Annotated in this window: 14 protein-coding genes; 7 read left to right on the top strand and 7 right to left on the bottom strand. The window is 71.3% G+C overall.

From position 1 onward, the window contains the following. Positions 1-40: 40 nt before the first annotated feature. On the top strand, positions 41-1,075 hold the full coding sequence (gene glpX, locus AB0I79_RS25235; RefSeq protein ID WP_357876922.1) for a class II fructose-bisphosphatase: 1,035 nt from the start codon (positions 41-43) through the stop codon (positions 1,073-1,075). Between the two features lie 109 nt (positions 1,076-1,184). Here the strand turns inward: glpX and AB0I79_RS25230 are convergent, their stop codons facing one another. Then, positions 1,185-1,835 (bottom strand): DUF1707 domain-containing protein, encoded by a 651-nt coding sequence (locus tag AB0I79_RS25230; RefSeq protein WP_357876919.1) that lies wholly within the window; start codon positions 1,833-1,835, stop codon positions 1,185-1,187. A gap of 54 nt (positions 1,836-1,889) precedes the next feature. Further along, on the bottom strand, positions 1,890-2,222 hold the full coding sequence (locus AB0I79_RS25225; protein WP_357876916.1) for a TetR/AcrR family transcriptional regulator C-terminal ligand-binding domain-containing protein: 333 nt from the start codon (positions 2,220-2,222) through the stop codon (positions 1,890-1,892). Between the two features lie 59 nt (positions 2,223-2,281). On the opposite strand from AB0I79_RS25225, the gene AB0I79_RS25220 reads away from it, so the two are divergent. Then, entirely contained in the window at positions 2,282-2,956 is a 675-nt protein-coding gene (locus AB0I79_RS25220; protein WP_357876913.1) for a DUF998 domain-containing protein, read from the top strand. On the opposite strand, the gene AB0I79_RS25215 is transcribed toward AB0I79_RS25220, so the two are convergent. Beyond that, a complete protein-coding gene (locus tag AB0I79_RS25215) occupies positions 2,920-3,510 on the bottom strand; it encodes a TetR/AcrR family transcriptional regulator (RefSeq protein WP_357876910.1) in 591 nt (196 codons plus the stop codon). The genes AB0I79_RS25220 and AB0I79_RS25215 overlap by 37 nt on opposite strands. Before the next feature lie 94 nt (positions 3,511-3,604). Here AB0I79_RS25215 and AB0I79_RS25210 point away from each other — a divergent pair, with 94 nt between their 5' ends. Further along, positions 3,605-4,765, top strand: a complete 1,161-nt coding sequence (locus tag AB0I79_RS25210; RefSeq protein WP_357876907.1) for an MFS transporter — start codon at positions 3,605-3,607, stop codon at positions 4,763-4,765. Between the two features lie 80 nt (positions 4,766-4,845). Here the strand turns inward: AB0I79_RS25210 and AB0I79_RS25205 are convergent, their stop codons facing one another. Further along, positions 4,846-5,784 (bottom strand): Gfo/Idh/MocA family oxidoreductase, encoded by a 939-nt coding sequence (locus AB0I79_RS25205; protein ID WP_357876904.1) that lies wholly within the window; start codon positions 5,782-5,784, stop codon positions 4,846-4,848. A 51-nt stretch (positions 5,785-5,835) separates the two neighbouring features. Next, positions 5,836-7,248: a PLP-dependent aminotransferase family protein gene (locus tag AB0I79_RS25200; RefSeq protein WP_357876901.1), complete on the bottom strand. Its 1,413-nt coding sequence runs from the start codon at positions 7,246-7,248 to the stop codon at positions 5,836-5,838. Positions 7,249-7,316: 68 nt separating this feature from the next. On the opposite strand from AB0I79_RS25200, the gene AB0I79_RS25195 reads away from it, so the two are divergent. Together AB0I79_RS25195 and AB0I79_RS25190 are read left to right on the top strand one after the other, a co-directional pair. Beyond that, positions 7,317-8,216, top strand: a complete 900-nt coding sequence (locus tag AB0I79_RS25195; RefSeq protein WP_357876898.1) for a DMT family transporter — start codon at positions 7,317-7,319, stop codon at positions 8,214-8,216. A gap of 55 nt (positions 8,217-8,271) precedes the next feature. Then, positions 8,272-9,924 carry a fumarate hydratase gene (locus AB0I79_RS25190; protein ID WP_357876895.1) on the top strand — a complete coding sequence of 551 codons (1,653 nt, stop codon included), beginning with the start codon at positions 8,272-8,274 and terminating at the stop codon, positions 9,922-9,924. A gap of 132 nt (positions 9,925-10,056) precedes the next feature. On the opposite strand, the gene AB0I79_RS25185 is transcribed toward AB0I79_RS25190, so the two are convergent. After that, positions 10,057-10,245, bottom strand: coding sequence for a DUF5999 family protein (locus AB0I79_RS25185; RefSeq protein ID WP_357876892.1), 189 nt, complete (start codon positions 10,243-10,245; stop codon positions 10,057-10,059). A gap of 566 nt (positions 10,246-10,811) precedes the next feature. Continuing rightward, positions 10,812-10,934, bottom strand: a complete 123-nt coding sequence (locus AB0I79_RS25180; protein WP_357877460.1) for a hypothetical protein — start codon at positions 10,932-10,934, stop codon at positions 10,812-10,814. On the opposite strand from AB0I79_RS25180, the gene AB0I79_RS25175 reads away from it, so the two are divergent. Both AB0I79_RS25175 and AB0I79_RS25170 read left to right on the top strand, forming a co-directional pair. Continuing rightward, positions 10,908-11,051, top strand: coding sequence for a Fe-Mn family superoxide dismutase (locus AB0I79_RS25175; RefSeq protein ID WP_357877436.1), 144 nt, complete (start codon positions 10,908-10,910; stop codon positions 11,049-11,051). The genes AB0I79_RS25180 and AB0I79_RS25175 overlap by 27 nt on opposite strands. A gap of 70 nt (positions 11,052-11,121) precedes the next feature. After that, positions 11,122-12,237, top strand: a complete 1,116-nt coding sequence (locus tag AB0I79_RS25170; RefSeq protein ID WP_357876889.1) for a serine/threonine-protein kinase — start codon at positions 11,122-11,124, stop codon at positions 12,235-12,237. Positions 12,238-12,266 lie beyond the last annotated feature (29 nt).

The following is a 12,266-nucleotide window of genomic DNA, read 5'->3' as shown; positions in this document are numbered from 1 at the left end:
TACGATCGAGGCAGTTGTCCCACGAGGAGGGCCAGTCATCATGTCCGACCAGACTTCCGTGCCACCGGCGCTCGCCACCAGCGAGCACGCCCCCGATCGCAACCTGGCGCTGGAGCTCGTCCGCGTCACGGAGGCCGCCGCGATGGCGGCCGCCCGCTGGGTCGGCAGGGGTGACAAGAACGGCGCGGACGGCGCGGCCGTGAACGCCATGCGCCAGCTCATCAACACCGTGTCGATGAACGGCGTGGTCGTGATCGGCGAGGGCGAGAAGGATCACGCCCCGATGTTGTTCAACGGCGAGCAGGTCGGCGACGGCAGCGGCCCCGACTGCGACGTGGCGGTGGACCCCATTGACGGCACGCGGCTGACGGCGCTGGGCATGCCCGACGCGGTGTCGGTGATCGCGGTCAGCGAGCGTGGCTCGATGTACGACCCGTCGGCCGTGTTCTACATGGAGAAGCTGGTCACCGGCCCCGAAGCGGCCGACGTGGTGGACATCGAGGCCCCCGTGGCCGACAACATCAACGCCGTGGCCAGGGCCAAGCACTGCTCGGCGTCCGACGTGACCGTGGTCGTGCTCGACCGGCCCAGGCACGAGCGGCTGGTCAAGGAGATCAGGGAGACGGGCGCGCGGATCAAGTTCATCACCGACGGCGACGTGGCCGGCGCGATCATGGCGGCCCGGACGGGCACCGGCATCGACCTGATGCTGGGCATCGGCGGCACGCCCGAGGGCATCGTGGCCGCGTGCGCGCTCAAGTGCCTGGGCGGGGTGATCCAGGGCAGGCTGTGGCCGCGCGACGACGCGGAGCGGGCCAGGGCCGTCGAGGCCGGGCACGACCTCGGTCAGGTGCTCACGACGAACGACCTGGTCAGGTCCGACGACGTGTTCTTCGCCGCGACCGGGATCACGCACGGCGAGCTCATGCAGGGCGTACGGTTCCGCGCCGGCTCCGCAGTGACGGAATCGCTGGTGATGCGCGGCCGGTCGGGCACCATCCGCAAGATCGAGAGCGAGCACCAGCTCTGGAAGCTGCGCGCGTACAGCGCGATCAACTTCGACACCGCGGGCTGAGGCACAGCACGCGGAGGCGGCACCGCGGGCTGGGGCGGCACCGCGGGCTGAGGCACCGCGGGCTGAGGCACCGCCGAATGAGGCAGCGCCGGAATGGCCCGGCTGGGCGTCAGCGGCGGCGCTTGCGGCGGGGTGGCTCCTTGACCTTGATCTCGCCCGCGAAGTTCGTCGTGCGCACCTCGACGACCGGTGCCCCCGGCTCGGTGGGCTGTTTGGTCAGGCGGACCGTCTTGTCCTTGGTGACCCTGATCACCTCGAGCCCCTCGGGGACGTGGATCTCCAGCCCGCCGAAGACGAGGGTGGCGTTGATGATGATCCGCCGGTTCTGCAGGATCGCGTCGCGGAAGTCGAGCTTCGTGGTGCCGAACATGGCCGTCACGCCCAGCTCGGCCGGCACCACCCAGCGCCCGCCCCGCTGCTCCCGCTTGAAGATGGCCGAGACCGGCCGGCCGTCGAGGTTGAGCGGCTGCTGGTCGGCGGGCAGCAGGTCGGTCGTGAGCGCGGCCAGCTCGCCGAGCGTACGCGCGGAGTAGAGCACGCCGAGCCGCTCCTCCAGCTCGTCCAGCGTGAGCCGGCCGTCGGCGTGGGCGTCCTGGAGCACCTGGGCGATGCGTTCGCGGTCGGCGTCGGACGCGCGCAGCTCGTGCGGCTGCGGCACGTCGTCGGGCGCCGGGGGACGGCGAGCGGACACCCATTCCTCGGCCAGCCGCTCGCCGACTTCCTGCAGCTTGGGCAACCACGATCCCGCGCGTTCGTTCACACTTCTGACGATATCCGGCTCTCGCCCAGTTCGCTCGTGCCGATTGACCCGGTGTCAGCGGATTCTGGCCAGGAGAGCGGCCATCTCCTCCGCCAGGTTCTCGTTCACTTCGGCGTGGCGGTTGAGCAGCCGGTACCGCATCGCGCCGAGCAGGAGATCGACGGCGAGCTCCAGGTAAACGTCGGCGGGCAGCGCACCGCCCGCCAGGACGGCGTGGAGCGCGGCGCGGGCCGATGACCCTGGTCCGCAACTCGGCGGAAGGTCGGGGTCGGACTGCGCGCGAGCGGGCCGGCGGCAGGACCCGAGGCATCGTGGCGGACCTGGCCGAGCTGCGTCAGGTGGAGCGGATGGCGGCGGGGGTGCTGGAGTCCGGCTCGGCTTTCTCATGAATTTCTTAGGAATCTACGCCCGCGCATCGCCGTTGTCCCGGCAAAAGGGAGGTGTGCGTGCATCAACCGGCGCGATGGGGTCTCGGCGCGGCAGGCGCGGGCAGCATGGTGATCCTGGGCCTCGATCTGACGAACCTCGACGAGACGAACCCGTTCAGAAGGACCATCAGCGAGCACGGCCTGGGCCCCGACGGTTGGATCTTCGGGCTCGGGGTGGGGCTGCTGGCGGCGGGCTCGCTGGCCATCGGCGTGTCGCTGGCGCGCAAGCGGCTGGCCGGGATCTTCGGCATCGTCGCCCTGCTGGGCTGGAGTGTCGGGCTGTTCCTGACGGCCTGGTTCGAGAAGCACGACTGGTCGGTCGGGCCGAGCCTGAGCGGCAGCATCCACCGGGTGGGCAGCTTCGTGGCCTTCCTCAGCCTGCCGCTGGCGGCCGTGATCATCGCCCGGCCGTGGCGGCACCGGGAGCGGTCGAGGGCCACGCTGGTGGCGTTCGGGCTCGGGATCTGCTCGGTGCTGTGGGTGGCCGGCATCGGCGCCGCGATGCTCATCGGGGCGGGCAACGGGCTGCCGTGGTATCGCGTCATGCCGCTGGGGCTGGTGGAGCGGGGGCTGGCCGTCACCGAGGTGGCGGCGCTGCTGGCGCTCGGCGTGTGGGCCGCCGCCAGGCGGCTGGACGACGCGCCTGAGCCCGCCGGTCAGGGGCGCAGGGTGGCGATGAGGTCGTCCACGTAGCCCTGGAAGACGGCCGCCATGTCCACCCGGTCCGGGTCGATCAGCCACTGCGTCTGCAGGCCGTCCATCATCGCGATCAGCCGGTCGGCGTGCGCCTCGGCGTCGAGGCCGGCTTTGAACTCGCCCCGCTCGACGCCCCTGCGCAGCGCCGTCGCCACCATCGCGCGCAGCCGGCGGTAGCGCCGCCTGGCCCAGTCGTGCCCGGGGTGGCCGGGCGTCACGGCCTCGCCGCTGATCACGGAGAAGAGCTGGACCAGGCCCGGCACCCGGGAGTTGTGCTCGACCACTCCGGCCAGGGCGCGCAGCGCGTCGATCCCACCGGACGGCTCGAGGTCGAAGGTGCGCACGTCCAGCTCGTCGCGGTAGTCCAGGACCGCCACGAGCAGCAGCTCCTTGTTCCTGAAGTGGTGCAGCAGCCCGGCCTGGGACAGCTCGGCGCGCTCGGCGATGCGGGCCAGCGACGCGCCGCGATAGCCGTGCTCGGCGAACTCCAGCAGCGCGGTGGCCAGGATGCGCTCCCTGCGCGCCGCACCGGTCGCGTAGCCCCGTCTCACTCGCGGCAGCCTATCTCGCCCTGGCGGAGGGCCTTGGGCAGCCGTTAACCTGACCGCGCCTCACGTTTGATTCCCCCCCGATCAGGAGGCCGCTGTGCCGTCCGCACGTGATCGCCAGGCCCGCGTCGCCACGTACGTCGTCTACGCCGTGCAGGGCCTGTCCTTCGCCTCGTTGCTCATCCAGGTCGCGAACCTCCAGGCCAAGCACCAGCTCGACGAGGGCTCGCTGACGATGTTGCTGCTGGTCGTGCCCGTGTTCGCGGGCGTCGGCAGCGTGGCGGCGGGCGCGTTCGCCGCCCGGTTCGGCAGCAAGCTGCTGCTGCGGATCGCCCAGCCGGTGGTGGCCGGCGCGGTGGTGCTGGCCGGGCTCGCGCCGAACGTGCCGCTGCTGCTGCCGGCGCTGCTGCTGTTCGGGGTGGCGGTGGGCGCGGTGGACGCGGGCATGAACATGCAGGGAGTGGCCGTCGAGCGCAGGTACGGCGTGGAGGTGCTGAACGGGTTCCACTGCGTGTGGAGCGTGTTCAGCCTGGCCGCGGCGCTGTGGGCGTCGGGAGCCGCCGGGCTGCCACTGCCGGTGATCATGGCCCTGCCCATGGTCCTCGCGGTGGCCGGCTCGCTCCACGCCGGGCGGGACCTGTGCACGCGCGAGGAGGAGAAGGTCGAGGCCGCGGGCGCGCCCGCCGGCGGCCGCTTCCCGTGGCGGCCGATCATCCCGCTCTGCCTGGCCATGGGCTTCCTGTACGTCGGCGACGCCGCCGTGTCCAACTTCAACACCGTCTTCATGAAGGACGTGCTCGGCGCGAGCCCCGCCGTGGTCCCGCTGGCGTACGCCGCCTACCAGGCGACCACCCTGGCCGTCAGGCTCGGCGGCGACTTCGCCGTCAGACGGTACGGCCCCGCCGCCATCGTCAGGATCGGCGGGGTGATCGCCACGGTCGGGTTCGTCGGCGTGGTGCTGGCCCCGACGCAGCCGCTGGGCATCGTCGCGTTCGGGCTCACGGGCGTGGGGCTGGCGGTGGTGGCGCCCCAGTCGTTCTCGGCGGCGGGCAAGCTGGACCCGGCGGGCACCGGCGTGGCCATCGCCCGCGTGAACCTCTTCAACTACGTCGGCTTCATCGTGGGCGCCGCCCTGGTGGGCGGTATCGCCGACGCCGCCGACATGCGGGTGGCGTTCGCCGCGCCGCTGGTGCTGGCCGCCGCGATCATCGCCCTGGCCCCGGGCTTCGAGCCGAAGCGCGCCCCCGCGACCAAGTAACCCCCCAGCCCGAGCCGCGCCCCCGCGACCAAGTGACCCCGAGCCGAAGCGCGCCCCCCGCGGCCAAGTGGCGCAGCCCGCTATCGCCGCACCTCGGTGACCTCGACGGGGCGGCCCTCGCGCAGCGACAGGTCGGCGGCCTCGGCCACGTAGAGCGCCTCCAGCGCGTCCTCGATCGGGCACGGGCTCCGGTCGCTGCGCAGGAAGGCGTCGAGCTCCGCGCGGTAGGCGGTCTCGAAGCGGGCCACGAAGTCCGGCCAGGGCTCCTCCGGGCCGGGCAGGCCCTCGGTGGTGTGCAGCGGGGCTCGCGGGCCGAGGCCGACGGCCTGCGTGCGCCTGGTGCCCGCCAGCTCCATGCGCACGTCGTACCCGCCGCCGTTGTACCGCGAGCCCTGCAGGGTGGCCAGCGTGCCGTCATCCAGCGTCAGCAGCGCGGCGCTGTTGTCCACGTCGCCTGCCTCGGCGAAGAACGCGGCGCCGCGGTTGGCCCCCTTGGCGTAGACCGACACCACCTCGCGGCCGGTCACCCAGCGCAGGATGTCGAAGTCGTGGATGTGGCAGTCGCGGAAGAGCCCGCCGGACAGCGGGATGTACGCGGCGGGCGGCGGCGCGGGATCGGCCGTGACCAGGTGCACGCGGTGCAGCTCCCCCAGCTCACCGGCCCTCAGCGCGCGCGCCGCCGCCACGTAACCGGGGTCGAACCTGCGCTGGAACCCGATCTGCACCCGGTTGCCCGCGGCGGCCTCCAGCACCTTGACGGTGTCGGCCACCGTGCCCGCCACCGGTTTCTCGCAGAAGGCCGGGATGCCCAGCCGGCACGCCTTCATGATCAGCTCCGCGTGGGTGCTGGTCGGGGTGGCGATGACGACGGCGTCCGCCTCGAACGGGTCGCCCGCCCTGCCGTGCGGTGACGTGCGTACGGGATCGCTCACGATCAGCTCGTCCACCAAAGGGTGCGCGGCCAGGGTCGCGGCGTGGAAGGCCCCGATCCGGCCCAGACCCAGCAGTCCCACACGCATGGCGCCTCCCGTTCGCACGTCAGGCTCTCTTTCTAGGCGAGCACTTCTCCCTCAGTCAACGGTTTGTCCTGACATGCGGACCTTCAACCCACGTACGACCTCGGCCGCCTTGTGCGCGGGCAGCCGCGCGAACCCCGCCACCACGGCCGCCGGCCCCGGCAGCTCCCGCATCGGCCCCACCGGCTCGGCGGACAGGCCGAGCTGCCGGGCGGCGAGCACGGTACGCGACTCGTCCCACCCCCGGGGCAGCTCCAGGTACACGTGCAGCCCGGCCTCGATGCCCCTGACCCGGATCTCCGGCAGCTCCTCGGCCAGCGCCTCGACCAGGGCGTCCCGGCGGCGCCGGTACTCCCTGCGCATCCGCCGCAGGTGCTTGTCGTAGCCCCCGGTACGCAGGAAGTGGGCCAGCGCGTACTGCTCGATCACCGGGGACCCCAGGTCGAGCTCGCCCCGCGCCCGCCGGATGGCCTCGGCCAGGTCGGGCGGCGCGGCCACCCAGCCGAGCCGCAGCCCGGGCGCGAGCGCCTTGCTCACACTGCCGGACAGGATCACCCGGTCGGGCGCCAGGCCCTGCAGGCAGCCGACGGGGTCGCGGTCGAAGCGGAACTCGGCGTCGTAGTCGTCCTCCAGGACGACCCGGTTCCCCGCGTACGCCCACTCCATCAGCGCCGCCCGGCGCGCCGGCGAGAGCACCACCCCGGTCGGGAACTGGTGGGCGGGCGTCACCAGCACGGCGTCCCCGCTCAGCCTGCGCACGTCGAGCCCCTGCTCGTCCACCGGCACCGGCACCAGGTGCGCGCCCGCCCGGCGCAGCAGCGGCACCTGCCGGTGGCTGGTCGGGTCCTCCACGGCGAGCCGCAGCGGGCGGTGCTGGGTCAGCACGTGCAGGGCCAGGCTGAGCCCCTGCGCCACGCCGCCGACGATGATCAGGTGCTCGGGGCGCACGTCGGCCGCCCTGACCCGCCTGAGGTAGGCGGACAGCTCTTCGCGCAGCTCGGGCACGCCGCCAGGGTCCCCGTAATCGAAGGCGTCCGAGGGTACGGTGGTCAGGACGTGCCTTACGGCCGCGAGCCAGCGTTCACGGGGGAAGTGGCCGAGGTCGGGGGAGGTGGGGCGATGACCGTAGTACGAGGGGAACGCCTGGGCGCTCGGTGCCCGGCGGCCCGGATCGGACCGGGCGGGGGCCGAGCCGCGCGGCTCGGGGGCGGCGCGGGTGGCGTTCTGGGGGGTGACCTGCGTGCCGACACCCACCCTGGAGACCAGGAAGCCCTCGGCGACCAGTTGCTCGTACGCCTCCACGACCACTCCCCTGGAGACCTGGAGGTCGGTGGCGAGGTCGCGGGTGGCGGGCAGGCGGGTGCCCGGCGTGAGCCGCCCGCCCCGGATGGATTCGCGCAGCTCAGCGGCGATCTGTCCGGCAATGCCTCCCTTCCCGCGATTTATCTGGATATGGAGGTCGGCCATATTGGTCCTGTCTCCCGGCGGGACATTGGACTGTTTCTGCGAACCATTGTCTCCCTAGCATCCTTCGCATGACAAACGGCATGAAAAACGGCACGAGAAACGGCATCGTGGGCGCCGCCGCGGCGATGTTCCTGGTCGGAACGCTGGCGGGGGTCTCCGGACTCGTGGGCGCATACCCCATATACGGCGGCCAGGCGGTTCGGTATCTCGTGGCTTCGGTCATCCTGCTTGTCATCACGAGAGTGCTCGGCCTGCGGTTCGTCCGCATGACGTGGCGCGAGACGCTCTGCCTGCTCGGGCTGACGCTGCTGGGCCTGGTGTTCTTCAACGTGGCCGTGGTGGAGTCCACCCGCGCCTCGGGGCCCGCGCTGGTGGGCACCGTGCTGGGCACCGTGCCGCTGGCCCTGGCGCTGGCCGGCGGGCGGCCCGCGCCCCGGCTGCTGCTCGGGGCCGGCGTGGTGGTGGCCGGCGCGACGCTGGCCACGGGGCTCGGCAGCGGCACCCAGGAGAGCCTGCTGTGGGCGTTGGGCGCGCTGGTGGGCGAGGTGAGCTTCTCCCTGCTGGCCATCCCCCTGCTGCCGAAGCTGGGGCCGATCCGGGTGTCGGCGTACTCGACGACGCTGGCCGTGCCCATGCTGGCCACGGTCGGGCTGCTCGACGCGGGGACGGACATGCTCAGGGTGCCGACGCTCGCCGAGGCGCTCGGGTTCGCCTACCTGGCGGTCGTGGTGACCGTGGTGGCGTTCTTCCTCTGGTACACCTCGCTGCCCAAGCTGGGGCCGGGACGGGCCGGGCTGTTCGCGGGGCTCATCCCGGTGGCGGCCATCGTCACGGGGGCCGTGCTCGGGGTGGCCATGCCCACCACGTACGACCTGCTGGGGGCGGGGCTCGTGGTCGCCGGCATCCTCATCGGCCTCAGCGCGGAACGCGCGGGCGCGAAGGCGGCCGTGCGGCCGTCCGAGGCCTGACGGCCGTCCCCTCCTTTCGGTGCGCGTAATCTCTTGAGCGACCGAAAGGATGGACATGGCCGAGTTCGACTACACCGACCTGCTGCCGCTTGGAGCCGACGAGACGGAATACCGGCTGATCACCTCGGAGGGGGTGCGGAAGGTCGAGGCGGCCGGGCGTACGTTCCTCGAAGTCGACCCCGAGGCGCTGCGCCTGCTCACCGAGACGGCCGTCCACGACATCTCCCACTTCCTGCGCACCTCGCACCTCGCCCAGCTCAGGAAGATCGTCGATGACCCCGAGTCCAGTGGCAACGACCGCTTCGTCGCTCTCGACCTGCTGAAGAACGCCTCCATCTCGGCCGGCGGCGTGCTGCCCATGTGCCAGGACACCGGCACCGCCATCGTCATGGGCAAGCGCGGCCGCCACGTGCTGACCGACGGCCGCGACGCCGAGCACGTCTCGCGCGGCGTGTACGACGCCTACACCAAGCTCAACCTGCGCTACTCGCAGATGGCCCCGCTGACCATGTGGGAGGAGAAGAACACGGGCAACAACCTCCCCGCCCAGGTCGAGCTGTACGCCGAGGACCCCCACGGGCACCCCGACGAGTACAAGCTGCTGTTCATGGCCAAGGGCGGCGGCTCGGCCAACAAGTCGTTCCTGTACCAGGAGACCAAGGCCGTGCTCAACGAGAAGCGCATGATGGCCTTCCTGGAGGAGAAGATCCGCTCGCTCGGCACGGCGGCCTGCCCGCCGTACCATCTGGCCGTCGTCGTGGGCGGCACCTCCGCCGAGTACGCGCTCAAGACCGCCAAGTACGCCAGCGCCCGCTACCTCGACTCGATCCCCACCGAGGGCTCGCCCTCCGGGCACGGGTTCAGGGACCTGGAGATGGAGGCCAAGGTCTTCGAGCTGACGCAGAAGCTGGGCATCGGGGCTCAGTTCGGCGGCAAGTACTTCTGCCACGACGTGCGCGTCATCCGCCTGCCCAGGCATGGCGCCTCCTGCCCGGTCGCCATCGCGGTGTCCTGCTCCGCCGACCGCCAGGCCCTCGCCAAGATCACGCCAGAGGGCGTGTTCCTGGAGAAGCTGGAGACCGACCCGGCCCGCTTCCTGCCCGAGACCACCGACGAGCACCTCTCGGACGACGTCGTCTCGATCGACCTCAACCGCCCGATGCCCGAGATCCTGGCCGAGCTCACCAAGTACCCCGTCAAGACCCGCCTGTCCCTCACGGGCCCGCTGGTGGTCGCCCGCGACATCGCGCACGCCAAGATCGCCGAGCTGCTGGACAACGGCGGCGAGATGCCCCAGTACCTCAAGGACCACGCCGTCTACTACGCCGGTCCGGCCAAGACCCCCGAGGGTTACGCCTCGGGCTCGTTCGGGCCGACGACGGCCGGGCGCATGGACTCGTACGTGGAGCGCTTCCAGGCGGCGGGCGGCTCGATGGTGATGCTGGCCAAGGGCAACCGGTCCAAGCAGGTCACCGAGGCCTGCCAGAAGTACGGCGGCTTCTACCTGGGCTCCATCGGCGGCCCCGCGGCGCGGCTGGCGCAGGACTGCATCAAGAAGGTGGAGGTGCTGGAGTACCCCGAGCTGGGGATGGAGGCGGTGTGGAAGATCGAGGTCGTCGACTTCCCCGCGTTCATCGTCGTGGACGACAAGGGCGACGACTTCTTCACCGACAGGACCGGCCCCGTCCTGTCCATCGGCCGCCGCTGACGCCGGCGCCGGGGAGTCAGGCGCCGGCGGGCGTCACGCAGGCGATCGTGCCGCCGCGCGCGTGTGCGGGAAGGGCGGCACGATCGGCCGCGGGGGTGAGCGAGGCGGCGGGCCCGGTGACCCGAGAGATGCTCAAGCGGCCACCGGGGCCCGGTGCGGCGCCACGACGGAGCCGTCGGGCAGCAGCAGACCCGTGTCGTCGAACAGCACGACGCCGTTGCAGAGAAGGCTCCAGCCCTGGTCGGGGTGGGCCGAGATGACGTGCGACCGCTCGCGGTCGAGGGAGTCGGCATTAGGGCAAACGGGGTTGTGACAGCACATGGCGCACCTCTCAGATTGCGCTCCGGGTTGCGGGTCTTCAAAAGGGCAACGTGCGCCCTGACGGCGTGCGGAGGTCCAGTGCGGCTCTGGTCGGCTTCTTCGGCCGGCGGCGAACCTGGGTCTGGCGCATCCTCATCACGTCCTTAGTGGTCTGGCTTCATCGGTGGGACCTCGGGCGTTCTGCTCTCAGTCTGACCTTCGACACCGACAGTTTCCTGGATGACGGTCAGCGAGAGAGCTCGCCTTCCTTCCTGGTCCTAACCATGCCCCCGTCTCCTTACGGCACCCTTACAAGTCGCTGACGGCGCCCCGTGGATCCCTGTCAGTCAGCCTGCCGTACGCCTGAATGTCCCCTACCAGGCATCATGCACAAATATTCGGCAAGTCGTTGTGCCGATGGGCACAAGCGCCCGGTGAGCTGCGCAAACGCGCTGAGAGTGGTCGCGGGTAAAACGCTCCCGCGGGCGGCGCGAACCCGCCCGCGCGGCGGGGCCGATCCGCCGTCACCGGCGAGATCCCGGAGCCACGCCACGCACCTGCCGCGCCCTGCCTTCCGGGAGAACCCGTCACCGGACGGCGGCGGCCGCCCCGCCGGGCCGCTCAGGGACGCGATCGACGAGCATTTCGGCCATCGCGGCGGCACCGGGACGAACACCACGCCACTGCTCGCGCTCGACGCGTGGGAGCACGCGTACTACCTTCGGTATCGCAACGTCCGTCCGGACCACGTCGAGAAACTGTGTGGCCCCATCAACTGGGAGGATGTGGCCAGGAGGTTTGCTGACGTGACGAGTCAGGCGGCATGACTTAAGTTCGCAACAAATTATCGGCCCCGCCTCTACTGGTCGGTTTACACAAATAGGTAAGCTGCCTGGCATGCGTGCGCCCTCCGGTTACCTACTCGCCGCGCGCTATCGGCTCGTGGAGCCGGTTGGTCGCGGCGGCATGGGCACCGTTTGGCGGGCACATGACGAGCTGCTCGACCGGGACGTGGCGGTCAAGGAAGTACGGCTGCCCACAATCCTCGACGAGGAGCTGCGTGCCGAGCTGTGCGCGCGCACCGAGCGCGAGGGCCGGGCGACCGCGATGGTCGCGCACCCCTCGGTGATCACCGTCTTCGACGTGGTCACCGAGGACGACCGGCCGTGGATCGTGATGGAGCTGCTGCGGGCCAAGTCCCTGGAGCAGCTCATCCAGGAGAACGGACCGCTCCACCCCCGCAAGGCCGCCGAGATCGGCCGGCAGATCCTGGGGGCGCTGCGCGCCGTGCACGCCAAGGGCATCCTGCACCGCGACGTGAAGCCGAGCAACGTGCTGGTGACGGAGGACCGCGCGGTGCTCACCGACTTCGGCCTGGCCGCGCTGGAAGGTGACGTTTCCATCACCCAGGCGGGCATCGTTCTCGGGTCCGCCGGATACATCGCTCCAGAGCGGGTGCTCGGCTCGAAGGCCAGCCCCGCCGCCGACCTGTGGTCGCTCGGCGCGACCCTCTACACCGCCGTCGAGGGCAGGGGCCTGCACGGCAGGCGTACGGCCGCCGCCGCGCTCGCGGCCCTGACCAGCGGCGAGCCGATCCCGATGACCAAGGCGGGCCCGCTGGCGCCCGTGCTCGACGCGCTGCTCAGGATCGACCCCGCGACCAGGCTCGACTCCGTACGGGCCTCGCTCATGCTGACCAGGGTCGCCGCGGGCGGCTCCGCGGAGGAGCCGCTGACGCCGCGCAAGCCCAGCCGTCCCACCTCGGCGATTCCCATCCCGCAGACCCCTTTCGTACGCAGGCCCGCGCACCGCGGGCTGCACCGGGCCGACCCGCCGGCGGGCACCGTGAACGTGCCCTCGCCACGGCAGGAACGCAAACCGGGTGAGGGCGTGCACAGGAAGCGCGTCGAACCACGTCCAGCGCCGTCGGCTTATGCCCGTTTCAAAGCGACGGTGATAAAGTTGTGCCTTCCTCGGCGGTTCTGGCCAAGAGAACTTCGCAAGCGAGGGTAAAGCACTTCCCAAGCGAGAATCGATATCTT

The organism is Nonomuraea sp. NPDC050202, from assembly GCF_040656115.1.
In the GTDB taxonomy this organism is placed as follows: domain Bacteria; phylum Actinomycetota; class Actinomycetes; order Streptosporangiales; family Streptosporangiaceae; genus Nonomuraea.
Note: the sequence above shows the minus strand (reverse complement) of the source record. Positions and strands in the feature narration are given on the sequence as shown.